11 protein-coding genes, 2 tRNA genes and 2 pseudogenes are annotated in these 16,726 nt (G+C 62.5%); 10 read left to right on the top strand and 5 right to left on the bottom strand.

Annotated elements, in window-relative coordinates; translation table 11 throughout:
• Positions 1-9 precede the first annotated feature (9 nt).
• On the top strand, positions 10-1,299 hold the full coding sequence (locus tag H3Z74_RS03855; RefSeq protein WP_187762676.1) for an MFS transporter: 1,290 nt from the start codon (positions 10-12) through the stop codon (positions 1,297-1,299).
• Between the two features lie 552 nt (positions 1,300-1,851).
• Here H3Z74_RS03855 and H3Z74_RS03850 read toward each other — a convergent pair.
• Positions 1,852-2,019 (bottom strand): hypothetical protein, encoded by a 168-nt coding sequence (locus H3Z74_RS03850; RefSeq protein WP_187762675.1) that lies wholly within the window; start codon positions 2,017-2,019, stop codon positions 1,852-1,854.
• Between the two features lie 124 nt (positions 2,020-2,143).
• Between H3Z74_RS03850 and H3Z74_RS03845 the strand changes: the two genes are divergently transcribed.
• A complete protein-coding gene (locus tag H3Z74_RS03845; RefSeq protein ID WP_229726864.1) occupies positions 2,144-2,938 on the top strand; it encodes an energy transducer TonB in 795 nt (264 codons plus the stop codon).
• Between the two features lie 147 nt (positions 2,939-3,085).
• Positions 3,086-4,381 carry a glycoside hydrolase family 130 protein gene (locus H3Z74_RS03840; protein WP_187762674.1) on the top strand — a complete coding sequence of 432 codons (1,296 nt, stop codon included), beginning with the start codon at positions 3,086-3,088 and terminating at the stop codon, positions 4,379-4,381.
• 36 nt (positions 4,382-4,417) lie between these two features.
• Here the strand turns inward: H3Z74_RS03840 and H3Z74_RS03835 are convergent, their stop codons facing one another.
• The 4 genes from H3Z74_RS03835 to H3Z74_RS03820 all read right to left on the bottom strand — a co-directional run bounded on the left by H3Z74_RS03835 (position 4,418) and on the right by H3Z74_RS03820 (position 8,075).
• On the bottom strand, positions 4,418-5,581 hold the full coding sequence (locus tag H3Z74_RS03835) for an aspartyl protease family protein (protein ID WP_229726863.1): 1,164 nt from the start codon (positions 5,579-5,581) through the stop codon (positions 4,418-4,420).
• Positions 5,582-5,673: 92 nt separating this feature from the next.
• Positions 5,674-6,987, bottom strand: a complete 1,314-nt coding sequence (locus H3Z74_RS03830; protein ID WP_187762672.1) for an epoxide hydrolase family protein — start codon at positions 6,985-6,987, stop codon at positions 5,674-5,676.
• A 455-nt stretch (positions 6,988-7,442) separates the two neighbouring features.
• Positions 7,443-7,518: transfer RNA gene (locus H3Z74_RS03825), tRNA-Ala, on the bottom strand.
• Between the two features lie 239 nt (positions 7,519-7,757).
• Positions 7,758-8,075, bottom strand: coding sequence for an FYDLN acid domain-containing protein (locus tag H3Z74_RS03820; RefSeq protein ID WP_034159983.1), 318 nt, complete (start codon positions 8,073-8,075; stop codon positions 7,758-7,760).
• Between the two features lie 143 nt (positions 8,076-8,218).
• On the opposite strand from H3Z74_RS03820, the gene aroA reads away from it, so the two are divergent.
• The 7 genes and pseudogenes from aroA to H3Z74_RS03785 all read left to right on the top strand — a co-directional run bounded on the left by aroA (position 8,219) and on the right by H3Z74_RS03785 (position 16,607).
• On the top strand, positions 8,219-9,553 hold the full coding sequence (gene aroA / locus H3Z74_RS03815) for a 3-phosphoshikimate 1-carboxyvinyltransferase (protein WP_187762671.1): 1,335 nt from the start codon (positions 8,219-8,221) through the stop codon (positions 9,551-9,553).
• Between the two features lie 8 nt (positions 9,554-9,561).
• Positions 9,562-10,208: pseudogene (gene cmk, locus H3Z74_RS03810) on the top strand ((d)CMP kinase).
• Positions 10,209-10,536: 328 nt separating this feature from the next.
• Positions 10,537-12,277 (top strand): annotated as a pseudogene (gene rpsA / locus H3Z74_RS03805) (30S ribosomal protein S1).
• 197 nt (positions 12,278-12,474) lie between these two features.
• Entirely contained in the window at positions 12,475-12,753 is a 279-nt protein-coding gene (locus H3Z74_RS03800; protein ID WP_187762670.1) for an integration host factor subunit beta, read from the top strand.
• Positions 12,754-12,810: 57 nt separating this feature from the next.
• Positions 12,811-12,893, top strand: a tRNA-Leu gene (locus H3Z74_RS03795).
• Positions 12,894-13,188: 295 nt separating this feature from the next.
• Complete coding sequence (locus H3Z74_RS03790) at positions 13,189-14,043, top strand: ABC transporter ATP-binding protein (protein ID WP_187762669.1); 855 nt, start codon at positions 13,189-13,191, stop codon at positions 14,041-14,043.
• Between the two features lie 95 nt (positions 14,044-14,138).
• On the top strand, positions 14,139-16,607 hold the full coding sequence (locus tag H3Z74_RS03785; RefSeq protein ID WP_187762668.1) for a CPBP family intramembrane glutamic endopeptidase: 2,469 nt from the start codon (positions 14,139-14,141) through the stop codon (positions 16,605-16,607).
• The last annotated feature ends 119 nt before the right edge of the window (positions 16,608-16,726 follow it).

Below are 16,726 nucleotides of genomic sequence, written 5' to 3'. Positions count from 1 at the left end.
GATTTGACCATGCTCACTGCGCTCGGGTTGCTGAAAGAGCGCCGTTTTCTGCCTCTGTTCACCACCCAGTTCCTCGGGGCGTTCAACGACAATCTGTTCAAGACCTCGATGGTCCTGTTTGCGACCTACCAAATCTTCAATGACCCGGCGACCGAATCGAACTTCAACGCGCTGGCCACCGGCCTCAGCATCATTTCCTTCTTCCTGCTCTCCGCACTGTCCGGCCAGCTCGCCGACACGACCGACAAGGCGAAGATCATCCGCATCGTGAAAACGGCGGAAATCCTGATCATGCTGCTCGGCGCCGCAGGGCTTCTCGTCGCCAAGGCCGGCCATACCGGCATCGGCATGTTCATGATGCTCACGGCGGTGTTCGGCCTGGGCATTCATTCGACCTTTTTCGGGCCGATCAAATACGCGATCCTGCCGCAGCATCTGAAACCCGAGGAAGTGCTTGGCGGCACCGGCCTGGTCGAAGCCGGCACCTATCTCGCCATCCTGATGGGCACCGTCGTTGCCGGCTGGATCTCGGCCGAGGGCGCGGCGGTGACCGTGCTGGTGGTCGCGCTGATCGGCTGGTTCTCGGGGCGGCAAGTGCCGCCTGCGCCGCGCGAGGGCGCGGTGCTCAAGCTCAATTACAACCCCTTCACCGCCTCGTGGCGGCTGATCGCAGCGACGATGCACATCCCACGCCTGTTCCTGGCGATCTGCGCGATCTCCTTCTTCTGGACGATCGGCTCGGTGCTGATCATCGTCTTCCCACCGCTGGTGAAGAATGTGCTGACTGCCGACGAACGCGTCGCCAGCATGGTGATCGCGATCTTCTCGGTCGGCGTCGCGATCGGATCGGTGATCATCAACTCGATGCTGAAGGGCAAGATTTCGGCGAAATACTCCCCCGTTTCGGTCATCGCGATGGGCGGCTTTGTCGTGGTCTTCTCGCTGCTCGCCCGCTCCTGGGTGCCGGCGGCCGACGGTCATCTCTACGGCGTGGTGGAATTCATCAGCCAGCCACGCTCGATCCCGGTGATCCTGTCGCTGCTCGCGATCGCGATCACCGGCGGCATGTTCGTCGTGCCGCTCTATGCCTTCCTCACCACGACGGTGACCAAGGACCAGACCGCACGCACCGTCGCGGCGAACAATGTCGTTAATTCCGGTGCGATGACGGTCGGCGCGTTCACCGTGCTGTTCCTGATCTGGCTCGGAGTCTCGCCCGAGGACATGATGCTGCTGGTCGCCGGCATGTGCCTCGTCTCGGCGTGGATCGCGCAGAAGCTGCACCTCGCCTGCGACTAGCGCATCGAGTGCAGCGCTCCTGCAAGGCTGTTTTCGACACTGAGAAAGAGCACGCTGGGAGAAAGAGCACGCTGGGAGAAAAAGCGTGCCGGCATCGGCCCGGCAAGGATGAGATGCCAGATCCTTTGTGATGCTTGAATCGCCATCCGTGACCGGGCCGTGGAGCAGGACCGGGGATTGGCGGCGGGAGATATGGGACACCGGTCATTCGCATATCTCAGGCGGTCGTCGCGGCGAGAGGGTCGAGATATGGGACACTGGTCATTCGCATATTTCGGGCGGCCGCCCTGGCGAGAGCGTTGAGATATGGGACACCGAAATGTCGCATATCTCCCTTCCCGCCATCTCAAGGCAAGTAATATAATTCAATTATATCAGATATTTAACTAGAATTTCCTTGAATAGACGTCATTCGTCATCCCCGCGAAAGCGGGGATGACTGGGTAGCTCAGATCAAAAATTACCCCGTTCCTCCGCATCGATTGCCAGCCTCTGCCCCTCGACCGGGTCACGGCTAACAGAGCAGGTGGACCGGCCCGAACCGGGTTTGCGCTAGAAAATGAAGCTGTAGATGCAGATGAAAAAGGCGGTGAAGCTCAGCACGAAGAGCTTCAGATCGCCGTCTTCATTGCGCAGGCGCTCCGTGTTCCGGGCAGGCGCCAGGGTCTGCCGGAAGGGGTGGCGGGGCGCTGGAGCACCGGAGGCAAACTGGCTTCGCATGACCAACAGTTAACGCCGCGTTTACGATTTCGACCAGCGCAACTTATGGTTACCAAAGTCTTAATTCGGGACGATCGCACATGGCGGTTGCGGCGCGTTGCCGCGAGGTCTAGGCGATCCGGCGATGTATCCGGCGTCTTACCAATCCTCGTCGGACAGGCGTCGGGCTACCGGCCTGGGGCTTGCGCTGATTGCCCATATCCTGGTCGTGATCGTGCTGGTGAAGCTCGCTCCCGAGGCGCCGCCCCCGCCGGAGAAGCCGCATCGGCCCAACGCCTTCCGGCTGCTCCCCGAGCCCAAGCCCGCCCCACCCACACCCGTCGTCGCCAAAGCCAAGCGTCCGACCGGCGGCGCGCCGCCGCCGCGCCCGACGCCGCCGGCGGAGGCCCATTCGCCAAAGCCGCCGCAACCCGAAATGCCGTTCCTGATCGGCGGCAAGGAGATGTTCGAGGCCGCCGATCTTTCCAAGCTGCCCAGACATCCTGGCAGCGGTGACGGCCAGTCGTCCGGCAAGGACAGCAAAGGCATCTATGGTCCTGGCGAAGGCCCCGGCGGCGAGACGCTCTACAACGCCGAATGGTATCGCGAGCCGACCTCGGCCGAGATAAACGGTTATCTGCCGGCCAGTGCCCATCAGACCGGCTGGGGGCTGATCGCGTGCAAGACGATCCCGGATTACCGCGTCGAAAACTGCCGTGTGCTCGGCGAATCGCCGCCCGGCTCGGGCCTGGCGCGGGCGATGCGCCAGGCCGCATGGCAGTTCCGGGTCAGGCCGCCCAGGATCAACGGCCGTCCGGTGATCGGCGCATGGGTGCGCATCCGCTATGATCTGACGATCACTACCGAGAAGCCGTCGAACCGGCGCCCCATACCGGGTGGCCCGCCGGACGACTCGCCGGGTGAAGCACCCGGCGAATAGCGCACCGCTCGATTCGACCGTTCCGGCGCCCAGCCGTGCTGCGTCCGCGCCGGCCGATGCAGGTAACGATGTCGCGCGCCATTTAGCGGGCAACCAAAACCCCTCAGCGGAGTAGAACCGGCACTGCAGCGCAACAAAGGATCGCCAATGGCCGGAACCGACATCATGACGCATTCGGCCCTGATCCTGCGGCCCGACCCTGCGCGCACCGTAATCCGGCCCTTCTCGCTCGAGGATCCCGGCCCTTTCGTCGTCAAAGGCCACCCGCGCGCGGAGCGGATCATCGCCCGCGTGATGTCGCTCGACGACGATGAGTTGCGCACCGAACTCGACCGGGTCGTCACCTCACTGTCCGAGCGGCACCGCGATGTCGAAGCGACTCTGCTCCGCCGTTTCACCGAGGTGGAAGCACTGACGGAGGAAGAGGAGCATCTCGACCGCGATCGATCGCTGCTGATCGGCGCCTATTTCAGCGAGGAATATTCGTTCGAATCCGCCGCCTTGTTCAACCCGTGCATCCTCATGCACCCCGACCAGTCGAACCTGGCCGAGGGCACGATCCGCTTCGCCATGTCGCTGCGCGGAATTGGCGAGGGGCATGTGTCGTCAGTCACCTTTCGCTGCGGCACCTGGGCCGAGAATGGCTATGTGACGGTCGATCCGCCGAGCGTCACCGTGGTGTCGCCGCAGATCGATTCGGTCGATGGCGAAGGCGATGATGCAGTCACCCGGGTGGTTTTTCCGGGCAGCCAGGATCCATCGGAAACCGTCCTGTTCCCGGTCACGCCGAGCCAGCACCAGGGGATCGAGGACCTGCGCATGGTACGCTTCGTCGAGGATGACGGGAGCGTCCAGTATCTCGGCACCTATACCGCGTTCAGCGGGTCGGTGGCGCGATCCGAGCTGCTGCGCGCGCATGATTTCCGCAGCTTCGAAATGCGTCCGCTGCACGGCGCGGCGGCCGCGGCCAAGGGCATGGCGTTGTTCCCGCGCCGGATCGGCGGGCGTTATGCGATGCTCAGCCGGCAGGACAATGAGAATATCTGGCTGATGTATTCCGACGATCTCTACACCTGGGACGGTGGCGAGAAGATCGTCACGCCGAAATGGTTCTGGGAATTCGTCCAGATGGGAAATTGCGGCTCGCCGATCGAGATCGAGGAAGGCTGGCTGCTGCTCACGCACGGTGTCGGCACGGTGCGCAATTACTGCATCGGTGCGTGCCTGCTCGACCGGGACGATCCGTCGAAAGTGATCAAGCGCATGAAGCTGCCTTTGGTCCATCCGAGTCCGAAGGAGCGCGACGGCTATGTGCCCAATGTCGTCTATAGCTGCGGCGGCCTGGTGCATGACCGGCGATTGCTGCTGCCGTACGGCGTCGCGGACAGCTTCACCACCTTTGCCAGCGTGGCGCTCGACGATCTGCTGGCGGTGATGGTGTGAGGCCAGGGCTGGCGGAACGATACCTGCCCATTCGCCTCACAGAAAGAGCTTCAGCGCGAATTCGACCTCGCGGCGCGTGGTGCCGCGTTCCACCTTCAGCCGCACGGTCCGTCCCGGCGGCCCGGTGATCGCGGCAAGCGCGTCGCGCCATGACATGTCGACGATCCGGTCGCCCGCCACGATCCCGGCCGCCGCCGCCGGGCTTCCCGTGCCGACGGCCTCGACCTCGATCCGCTCGCCTTCCTGGTCGAGCCACAAGCCGCTCAACCCATAACGTTCCGGAGCAGGCTTCTGATGGCTCGGCTGGACCCATAATTTTCGCCCGCGCGTATCGATCGACATATTGAAGCGGCGAAGGAACGACATCCCGACGATTCCGTCGAAATCGTCGCCGATATCATTGCCCAGCAGCGAGATCAGCGGCCGATCCTCGCGCGAATCCCCCATGATCAGCGACCCCGCCCGGATGGTCCGCGCGACCGGGCCGGCACGGCCGATTCCCTGCGGACGGTTCGGGGCATATGGGCGATTGTCGTCCCACAGCTCCAATCGCCGCGACGCCGTTCGGTTGAGCAGCAGATGGGCGGGTGAGCCGGTATCCAGCATGCACCGGATCGGACGCCCATCCAGCGTCAGCGCCGCCGCAATCTTGCGCGATCCGCGCTGCGTCGATTCGATCCGCGGGATTTCCGAATCGAGCGCGACATAGCCGGAACGCTCGCCACGCCCATCGGGATAGATCCGCAGTTCGCCGGCATCGAGATCAAGATCGGTATCGACGGTGGTGAGAACCCCCGCCGCCAGCGCGCCGTATATGTCTTGCTGATAGCCGAAGTCGAACGACGCCTCGAGCGCGACCGCGGGCTGGCGGATCGTACCGCCGATGATGAAATCCTTGGCGAGGTGGATCGCGAAGCCATCCTGCTTCCCGCCGACGCCGCGCGTTTGTTCATGGCCCTGAACCGGCAGCTTCAGCTCTTTGGCGAGGTCGGGGCGGATCAGGCTGACATACGTGCCGGTGTCGATCATGAAAATATACGGCCCCTTGCCGTTCATCTCCACCGCGATCACCACGCGATTATTCTCCAGCAGGATCTTTGCCTTGAACATGCGAGGCGCGGCGGCCAGCGCTGCGCCGGGGCCGATCAGGCCCGCGGCTGTCAGCATCGTCAATACGGCCCGTCGATCGATATCCGCCACGTCTGCCTCCGCCGACTTTCCCAAATCCTAGCGGCGCGGACGATGAGTGGAAAGGCGGACGGCCATTTTTCGGGCCGTCCGCGTGCGTCAGGTCAACGCAACGGCCTGAAGGCCAGCCGAAGATCCCTTGTCAGCGCATCAGGCTGCTCCCAGGCGGCGAAATGCCCGCCCTTTGCCTGCTTGTTGTAATAGAGCAGGTTCGGGAATGCCTGATCGACCCAGGATTTGGGCGCCTGGTACAATTCATCCGGAAATGCGCTGACCGCGACCGGAATTTTGATCCCCTTCGGCGCGAAGAAGGCGAACTTGTTTTCCCAGTAGAGACGGGCAGAGGACACCGCGGTGCTGGTCAGCCAGTAGAGCGTGATATTGTCGAGCACATCGTCCCGCGTCAGGCCCTCATTCTTGCCGTCGAAGACCCGCGCGATCAGTTCATAACTGCGCGCATCATGATCGAGCATCCATGACGCAAGACCGATCGGGGAATCCTCGATCCCGTAGAGCGTCTGCGGTCGATTGGTCATTTCCTGGGCATAGGACAGGCCGTGCTTGTAAAAGAAATCGAGCTGCTCATAGGCGTGCTTCTCATCCGCTGAGAGACCTGCCGGGGCCGCCTGCCCCGCCGCCAGCGCCTTGTCGATTTCGACCGGGACGGCGCCCGGCATATTGGTGTGGATGCCAAGCAGACCCGGTGCGGCCTGGACCGCCATCTGCTCGGTCACCGCATCCCCCCAGTCGCCACCCTGCGCGACGTAGCGCGTATAGCCGAGCCGCTTCATCAGCTCGGTCCAGGCGCGCGCAACCCGCGCCGGATCCCAGCCGAGCTCAGTCGGCTTTCCCGAGAAGCCATAGCCGGGCAGTGACGGAATGATCACATCGAACGCATCGGAGTCCTTGCCGCCATGGGCGGCCGGGTTGGTCAGCGGATCGATGATCTTGAGCTGCTCGATGATCGATCCCGGCCAGCCATGGGTGATGAGGATCGGCAGCGCATGCTTGTTCTTCGACCGGACATGGATGAAGTGGATATCCACCCCGTCGATATTGGTCACGAACTGCGGCAGGGCATTGAGCTTCGCTTCGGCCCTGCGCCAGTCGTAATCGGTCGCCCAATGCTGTGCGAGCTTCTGCATCGTCGCGAGCTGGACGCCCTGCGTCGCGTCTCCCACCAGTTCACGACTCGGCCATTTGGTGGCGAGCACGCGCCGGCGCAAATCGGCGAGTTGTTCATCCGTCGCATGAAACTGGAACGGCCGGATCGACGTGTCGCGAGCCGCTGCGGCCGCCGGCGCCGCGTTGACCGGCAAATCCTGGGCCCCGGCAAAGGGTGTGAAGATGGCCACTGCGCCGATCAGCGCCGAAGCCGCAAACAGCCGCCTGGCTATGGGTTTATTGGAGGAATTCATCGTTCATTCTCCTGATTGGATGGCAAAAAATCGAGTCGGGCATCGCCTCGGATTGGCGTCATGATCGACGCAATCCGGCATATAGATCGCATCCGTTTATATCGGATGCGATCTAACTAGATAAGCCGCGACAGCTTGTCAATACATGCGATCAAATCGCGTACGATTTATTTTGATGTGCCTGAAGGTGACGAATCGAACAGGCGGAGCAGACGGTCTCGACGGATCAATCCGAACCGACTGCGTTGCCCATATTCCGGGTTAGGGACGAGATTGGACCGCAAGCCGTCACGCCGTGTGACGGCCCCGCGTGCAGCCCGTTGAAAGCACGTTCGAAAACCAGGATTCAATCGCTGGCAGACGCAAAAAAGACAGGCCCGGAGGAGGTGGCCGACTGGCGGGGAAACTCCAACGCCAAACCGACAGCTAAGCAATATCGATTGCTATGAAAGGAATGGTGGAGCCGTGGGGGATCGAACCCCAGACCTCTGCAATGCCATCGCAGCGCTCTCCCAGCTGAGCTACGGCCCCATCCGTTCAGGCCCTTGGGCCCTGGGAACGTCGCCCCTAAACGGGCGACGCTTTGTTGGCAAGCGGGTGAATCACCCATGCCACATCAAAATTTCATGCCGACCCGGAAATTTCCGGGCCGGCAGACATATTTTAGAGATCCGACTTCGTCGGTTGGTTTTAGAGATCCGACTTCGTCGGTTGGTTTTAGAGATCCGACTTCGTCGGTTGGTTTTAGAGATCCGACTTCGTCGGTTGGATCAATGCTCGTCTTCGTCGACCGGCGTCTCGACGCCAAGATCGTCGTCGCCGCCGAGATCGACTTCATCGTCCGGCGAGGGCTCTTCGTCTTCACCGGTGTCCAGATCCTCGTCGTCGCCGGCGAGATCGTCGTCCTTCTTGATGAGTTCAGGCTTGGGCGCGTCGAACGGCAATGGCTGCTTCGACTTCAGAATCGGCTCTGGATTCCAGGTCGAACCGCATTCGATGCAGGTGACCGGATCCTCGTTGCCGAGGTCGTAGAAACGGGTGGCGCATTTCGGACACGATCGCTTCGTGCCCCATTCCGGCTTGATCATGTGCCGACTAGACCTTTCAAGACTATTTTGAATGCAGCCCTCTTGCGAGGGTAAGCTGGGTTTGAGGTTCCTCTTTCGAGGGTAGCCCGCAAAGTGGGGCGCGCCTTGCCATAGCGCAAGCGCACTGTCAAAGCGCCGCCCTAATGTCGCATGCAAGCCCCCGCCCGCTCGAAATCGCTCACACCGGCCCGCTCGCCGGCCGACTCACCGTGCCCGGCGACAAGTCGATCAGCCATCGCGCGCTGATGCTGTCGGCGCTGGCGGTCGGCGAAAGCCGCATCGAGGGGCTGCTCGAGGGCGAGGATGTGCTCGCCACCGCCGCCGCGATGCGCGCGATGGGCGCGGATATCGTACGTGGCGATGACGGCATCTGGACGGTAAACGGCGTCGGTGTCGGCGGACTGCTGCAGCCCGAACAGGCGCTCGACATGGGTAATTCGGGTACGTCGACCCGGCTGTTGATGGGTCTGGTCTCCAGCCATGGCATCACCGTCACCTTCACCGGCGACGCCTCGCTGTCGGCACGGCCGATGGCGCGCGTGATCGAGCCGCTGTCGACAATGGGCGCGGACATCACCGCCAGCCCCGGCGGACGCCTGCCGCTGATGGTGCGGGGCATGAACCCGGCAGTGCCGATCCGCTACACGCTCCCCGTCGCCTCGGCGCAGGTGAAGTCGGCGATCCTGCTCGCGGGGCTCAACACGCCGGGCATCACGCGGGTGATCGAGCCGGTCGCGACGCGCGACCATAGCGAACGAATGCTGGCCGGGTTCGGCGCCGACCTGACCGTCGAGGAAACGACCGAGGGCCGGATCATCTCGCTGGCCGGCGAGGCCGAACTCAAGCCACAGCAGATCGTGGTCCCCGGCGACCCCTCCTCCGCCGCTTTCTGGGTGGTGGCGGCGTCGATCGTGCCGGGATCGGACATAGTGGTCGCCAATGTCGGGCTGAACCCGACTCGCGCCGGCATTTTCACGGCACTGCGCCTGATGGGCGCCGACATCACCGAAGAAAACGCCCGCACCGTGGGGGGCGAGCCGGTCGCCGACCTGCGCGTCCGCCACGCTGCGCTGAGCGCGATCGAGGTGCCCGCCGATCTCGCGCCGAGCATGATCGACGAATATCCTGTGCTGTTCGTCGCCGCCGCCTGCGCGACCGGGCGCACCGTGGCGCGCGGCGCGCATGAGCTTCGCGTCAAGGAATCGGATCGCATCGCCGCCATGGCTGCTGCACTCGGCGCGATCGGCGTGGAGACCGAGGAATTCGAGGACGGCCTGGCGATCCAGGGAAGCGGCGGCGCGCCGCTTCCCGGCGGCGGCACGATCGCCTCGCTGCTCGATCACCGCATCGCGATGAGCATGACCGTGGCCGGCCTGGTCTCGACGCGCAGCGTGACCATCGATGATGTCTCGCCAGTCGCAACAAGCTATCCTATGTTCTTCCAGACGCTTGACGAATTAAGAAAGCAGGCGCTGTGACCAGACCATTGATCATTGCCGTCGACGGCCCCGCCGCATCGGGCAAGGGCACCATCGCCCGTGCGCTGGCGAAGCATTATCGCCTGCCTTATCTCGATACCGGCCTGCTCTACCGTGCAGTCGGCGAGAATGTCCGTCGCCTCGAGCTTGACCCCGAGAAAGAGGCCGATGCGGTCGCCGCGTGCGATTTCGACGATCATCTGCTCGACGACGACGTGCTGCGCTCGGACGAGGTCGGCAAGCTTGCCTCGATCGTCTCCGTCCACCCGCTGGTCCGCGCCGCGCTGCTGCATCGGCAGCGGCGATTTGCCCGCCAGTCCGGGGGGCGGTGCTCGACGGTCGCGACATCGGCACGGTGATCGCGCCAGATGCCAGCGCCAAGCTGTTCGTTCGCGCCACGCCGACGATCCGCGCCCGGCGGCGTCATGTCGAATTGCGCGAGCGCGGCTCCTCGGTCAGCATTGACCGGGTCCTGGCCGATATCCGCGCCCGCGACCTGCGCGATTCGATGCGCGCCGCAGCGCCAATGGTACCGGCCAATGACGCGGCTCTGCTCGACACCAGCTTCCTGTCGATTGAAGCTGCGATCAAGCGCGCAATCGAACTGGTCGAACGCCAGGTCAGCCTGAAAGCGGAAAACGCAGCGCATAGCTGACTCGGGGCTCACTGGGGGCTGACTCGGGCACGACTGAAGACTTGCCGGACGCCCCGCCGATCCCCCGGGGCGCCCCACCGTGTGCTCTCCTGCGCGATCTTGCCAATCTGCCCTTGTGGCGCTATGTGCGCGTCCGTCCGGCGAGCGATGCTCACGGAGGTAAGGCGCGGAGTCATGCTCTCGCGCCCTTTTCGCATTTCAACGCGTCTAGATCCTCCTGTGCCCGCCCGAACGGATGCCGCGCCGGTATTCGGCTGTCGCGGCGTTTTGGCCAAGACCGCCGGAAACAACCGGCTGGCCGGAAACTGAACTAGGACGACCATATCTTATGGCCACTCAGGCACATCCAACCCGCGACGATTTCGCCGCCATGCTCGAAGAAACGCTCGGCGCCGCCGACAGCTTCGAAGGCCGCGTCGTCAAGGGCACCGTTACCGGAATTGAAAACGACCTCGCCGTCATCGACGTCGGCCTGAAGTCGGAAGGCCGCGTGCCGCTGCGCGAATTCGCAGCGCCGGGCCAGAAGGCCGATCTGAAGATCGGTGACGAAGTCGAAGTCTATGTCGACCGCGTCGAGAACGTCCATGGCGAAGCGATGCTGTCGCGCGACCGCGCACGCCGCGAAGCCGCCTGGGACAAGCTGGAAACCGAATTCGCCAAGACCGCACGCGTCGAGGGCACGATCTTCGGCCGCGTCAAGGGTGGCTTCACCGTCGACCTGAACGGCGCCGTGGCGTTCCTGCCCGGTTCGCAGGTCGATATCCGCCCGGTCCGCGACGTGACCCCGCTGATGGACATCCCGCAGCCGTTCCAGATCCTGAAGATGGACCGCAAGCGCGGCAACATCGTCGTGTCGCGCCGCGCAATCCTCGAAGAGACTCGCGCAGAACAGCGTTCGGGCCTGATCCTGAGCCTCGCGGAAGGCCAGATCATCGACGGCGTGGTCAAGAACATCACCGATTATGGTGCGTTCGTTGATCTCGGCGGCATTGACGGCCTGCTGCACGTCACCGACCTCAGCTACAAGCGCGTCGGTCACCCGAGCGAAGTGCTGAACATCGGCGACACCGTGAAGGTGCAGATCATCCGCATCAACAAGGACACGCAGCGCATCTCGCTCGGCATGAAGCAGCTCGAGAGCGATCCGTGGGAAGGCGCGATGGTCAAGTATCCGGTCGGCGCCAAGCTGTCGGGCCGCGTGACCAACATCACCGAGTACGGCGCATTCGTCGAACTGGAAGCGGGCATCGAAGGCCTGGTTCACGTGTCGGAAATGAGCTGGACCAAGAAGAACGTCCATCCGGGCAAGATCGTTTCGACCTCGCAGGAAGTCGATGTCATCGTGCTCGAGGTCGATCCCGAGAAGCGCCGCATCTCGCTCGGCCTCAAGCAGGCTCAGGCCAATCCTTGGGAAGCCTTTGCCGAGGCGCACCCGATCGGTTCGACCGTCGAAGGCGAAGTCAAGAACGCGACCGAATTCGGCCTGTTCATCGGCCTCGACAACGATGTCGACGGCATGGTCCACATGTCGGACATCGCCTGGGGCGTGTCGGGTGAGGACGCCCTCAACCTGCACCGCAAGGGCGAGACGGTCCAGGCCGTCGTGCTCGACATCGACGCCGAGAAGGAGCGTATCTCGCTCGGCATGAAGCAGCTCGAGCGCGGCGCACCCGCGGTCGGCGCGACCGGCGGCGCTGCCGCTGCGAGCGGCGGCGGTTCGGGCGGCCTCAACAAGAACGCGATCGTCACCGTCACCGTGCTCGAAGTCCGCGATGCGGGCCTTGAAGTTCAGGTCGGCGACGATGGCGCGACCGGCTTCATCAAGCGCACCGATCTCGGCCGCGATCGTGACGAGCAGCGTCCGGAGCGTTTCCAGGTCGCGCAGAAGTTCGACGCGATGGTCACCGGCTTCGATCGTTCGAAGAAGCCGACCTTCTCGATCAAGGCGATGCAGATCTCCGAAGAGAAGCAGGCCGTGGCGCAGTATGGCTCGTCCGACTCCGGGCGCGTCGCTGGGCGACATTCTCGGCGCGGCGCTCAAGGCGCAGAGCGGCGAGAACAAGAAGTAAGATATCGGCGCGGGCGGGAGCGCGATTTTTCGCCTCCCGCCCTACCCGTTTTGAGTGTTAGTGTCGTATCGGTCCTATCGGTTTGACACAGATCAGTATATCGTTTCGCAGACGTCCCTCCGGGGATGATTGATCCGGGTCCGTCGCGCGCTGCCTTTTGCGGCGCGGTCCGCGATCGAGAGGGGAATGAACACGCCATGATCCGATCCGAGCTTGTCGACATGCTGGCCCAGGACAATCCCGATCTCGCGTTGCGCGACATCGAGGCGATCGTCAGCACCTTCTTCGATGAGATTTCGCGCCGCCTTGCCGCTGATGGCCGGGTCGAGCTCCGCGGCTTCGGCGCTTTCTCCACCCGCGCTCGCGACGCGCGCACCGGCCGCAACCCACGCACCGGCGAAACCGTCGACGTGGTCGCCAAGCGCGTGCCCTATTTCAAGCCCGGCAAGGAAATGCGCGCACGTCTCAACGTGTGAGCGGTCGGTTTTGAAGAGTTGACGGAGTACTTCGTCCGCGCCACCACGGCGTCGGTCGCGGACGTGGCGAAATCGGTAGACGCAGGAGACTTAAAATCTCCCTCTTCGGAGTGCGGGTTCGAGTCCCGCCGTCCGCACCACAAGAAGCTGATATCGCTGTATTTTATTCTGACCATGGGCAATGCCGCGCCAAAATCGCACGCGCAGCCCACTTGGTAAGGTATTGATTTTCAGCATTATTGACGTTGAGATGCGTTGCTCTCATCTGCCGACCGAGAACGCCAATTTCGGACATATGGTATCGAGTCGCTCGCGATTGGCAGCTGCCTTGAGCTCATCCGCAAGTGAATTTGATCGCCGGAATTGGCCGTTAGCCGTCAGGAAACTTTCGGTGGTAGAATTGTGGAAGCAGATATCCGCTAACCGGGCGTCGGAATGACTGCTGGCAACCCGCTGGCGGACGCACGCTGGCGTCGTCGCAATCGCTGGATTGACCGCCTGCCATGGGGATGTGACTTAGCTGCTTTGTACGAAAGAGCCTATATGCCGGATGACAAGTTACTTGTCTTTATTGATGAGGCTACAAAGACCTTTGGCGATAAACTCGCGCTAAACGGTATCTCGTTCGAAATCCCCGCTGGTCAGATTTGCGGGTTGTTGGGGCCGAACGGCGCCGGAAAAACAACTCTATTTCGCCTTTTGATGGGAATCCTCAAGGCGACATCGGGCGTTCTTCAGGTTGCCGGGCTCGATGCCTTCGAAGACCGTGTCGCGACAAAGCGCCTGATCGGCTTCTTGCCTGACGAACCGGTATTTTATTCTTACCTGTCGGCGCGCGAATTGCTGGAATTGAGCGCCGGGATGCATGGGCTCGATATCGATTCGACGATGGAGTGGGCTGAGGCACTGGCACGGCGGCTTCGGCTGGCCGACGATCTCGACAACTACGCCGAGGATTTCTCCCGCGGCATGAAGAAGAAGCTGGGTTTACTGCTGGCCATGTTGCATGGGCCGCGCTTGCTGGTGCTGGACGAGCCGACGAATGGGCTTGATGTCGAATCGACGCACCTATTTTATGAGTTGATCCAGGAAGCCGCCGGCAGCGGGACGACGATATTGTTCTCGACTCATCTGATGGATCACGTGACCCGGCTCTGTTCGCATGCCGTGATCATCAACGATGGCGCGGTGATTGCACAGGGACCGCTGGCAGAGTTGCAGGAACGCTACGGGGAAGCCAGCCTGGAATCGCTGTTCTTGAAATTGACGGCGAGACCGCAACAGGCATGACGAGCGCGTCCGCAATCGGGTTTTGGAGGACTGTCGGCCTGCTGTTAATCGCATCGCGGCGACGTTCGAAAGGGCGCCGGGAGCGGCAGCAGCAGTTGCTGAACAATCGCAGTGGCGAGGGTGCGATCGACTGGGGGAAGCTCGCCACGATTGCCGCCATCGGCATGATGGCATTTCTCCACGGTGCCGCAGCCTTCGCCGTCATCGCCACCGTAAGGGCTGGCCAGCAACTCGAGGCCGAGCACCAGGGCAAGCTCGTCGTCCGCAGCTGGTTCCTCGAACAAGTGCAGGACGTGGAGAAGGCGCCCGACGCTTCGCTGCAAGGCAAGGATGCGTTCAGGACAGCTTGCTATGAGGAAGCGAAGGATATTGCCGAGCGATCCGGCGGCGATGCAGCGAGGATCGAACGACAGCTTCGCTATACGGTCGCCACCTCGGGCAGTCGAAATCTGATCTCGCGCGCAGATCGAGAGCGTGGGATGCCGGGGCTCGCCAGTTCGGGTCACGCCGCGGCGGTGCTCGGCTCGATCCTGTTGCTGTGGTGGCTGGCGATGCTGATCTGCCAGGGCGATGGGCTGGAACTGGATCTGCAACGCCGACGGCATCCGATGTGGGAGTGGCTATTGAGCCACCCGGTCGGCGCCGGCGCAGTGTTCTTTGCGGAAATGCTCTCACCTCTTTTCGCGAACCCCTCTTACTGGGCCGCACCGGTTTTCGTCGGAATTCTCTACGGGGCGTCGCATGATCCGCTCACCGGAATTGCCGCTACCTTTTTGATCGGGATTCCCGTGACCGTGGCTGCTGCCTGTGTCGGCAAGGCGCTGGAAATCGGGGCCATCCTGCGACTAGCGCCGAGGAATCGCGGCGCCGTGATCGGGATGCTGAGCTGGTTCGGCTACGCGTCCATGGTCGCCACCTTTATAGGTGTGGCGGTAATTCCACACATCATCCCGGCATTTGCCCACTGGATCGATCAGGCGGCGATTGCGCCCTGGCCCTTGCTGGGGCTGTTCCTGGGTCTTGGTGAGAACGGCGCATTCTCTTTGCTGAGAGGATTGCTTTTCTGCTGGGCGGCCAGCGCGGTGATGATTGCTGCGGCGGTAATCTTCAGTGCCAGGTCGGTGCGAAATGGACTGGCGGGCGCCTTTGCCTCCGACACGCTTCCGCGCCGCCGGAAGCGCAAGGCCAGCTTCGGCCGCGAACCGCTCTTCAGGAAAGAATATCTCTGGTTCGTTCGCGATCGCAGCGCGATCGTGCAGGCAATATTGATCCCGATTACCGTCGCCGGTTTCCAGCTCTTCAACTTCCGACTCATCCTGGAGCACGCGCGGGATTCCTGGAATTACCTGAGCGGTGCGGCGATCCTTTTCGGTACCTATTTCCTGTGGGTGCTCGGGCCAAAGTCGCTGGTGTCCGAGGGTTCGGCGCTATGGATCGCGCTGACATGGCCGCGCGGCCTGGAGAGCGTGCTGAAGGCAAAGGCTTGGCTGTGGTCACTGATTTCTTCGGCATTGGTGGCAGCGGTGCTGCTGGCCGCTTGCTGGCTGTTCCCGCTTGACGCGTGGAAGGTTGCGCTGGTCGCGGTCGGCTGGTTCTTCTTCGCACGCAGCATGGCGGAAAAGTCCGTCACCCTGGTCACTGTCGTTTCCGAATCCGGCGAGGCGACGAAGATCTCTTCAGGGCGCCGCTGGGCAGCGCAGCTCGGGATGCTCACCTTCGCCATCGGCATCTGCACTCAGCAGTGGAATCTGGCGATCGTCGGCATTGTTTATTCATGGATAACGGCAGCGGCGATGTGGGAGGATCTGCGTGCCCGGCTTCCCTATCTCTACGATCCCTGGTCGGAGCAGCTGCCCGAACCGCCAACGCTCATGCATGCCATGGTCTCGATCAGCATATTGATCGAATGTGCAGCGCTGGTCACCGGGCTCGTATATGTCATTGGCGGCAAGGATAGTCTGGGACTGGCGCAAGGTATCGGCTATGCGGTGTGTGCGCTGTGCGTATCGGTCGGCGTATCCAGCTTCCTTTCCGGACGCGGAGTTTCTCCGGCACGGATTTGGTGCTGGCGCGAAGACGAGCCCGATCCCGACGCAAAGGAATCTTGGGCGCGTCGCTATCTTGCGGCTGATCGCCATCAGATTCGCTGGCTTTTTATCGGCGCTGGTGGGGGAATTCTGCTGGCGCTGCTCGCACATGCCTATCTGATGGCGATCCAGCTCATTCCTTCGGTCGCGGAGATGATCCACGTCTCTGAACAGCAGATGCAGAGCGTTCCGGGTATGGGCGCCGCCTATGCGGTTATGGCGATTGCGTTTGCCCCCTTCGCCGAGGAATATCTGTTTCGCGGATTGGTCTTCAGGACGCTCGACCGGCAATGGGGCGGATGGAGGGCAGTTGTCGCGGCCGCGGCGTTCTTTGCGATTTATCACCCGACGATATCATGGATGCCAGTGGCAATGCTTGGCGCTGCAAATTGCATATTGTTCAAGCGATCGGGGCGATTGGCACCGGCAATATTGCTGCACATGACCTACAATGCTGTGGTTGTCCTGTGGAACTAGGACTCCGCTCGGCCCGATAAGGTTGCGCGCGATTGGAGCGATCGTCGCGAATACGCCTCATCGATGCGATGCCATGGACGTAGCCCAAACGTCGGCAGGATATTTGAAATAGTATCGCA

Source organism: Sphingomonas alpina (assembly GCF_014490665.1).
Lineage (GTDB): Bacteria > Pseudomonadota > Alphaproteobacteria > Sphingomonadales > Sphingomonadaceae > Sphingomonas > Sphingomonas alpina.
The sequence above is the reverse complement of the archived record's forward strand: the minus strand, read 5'-3'. Positions and strand labels throughout refer to the sequence as shown.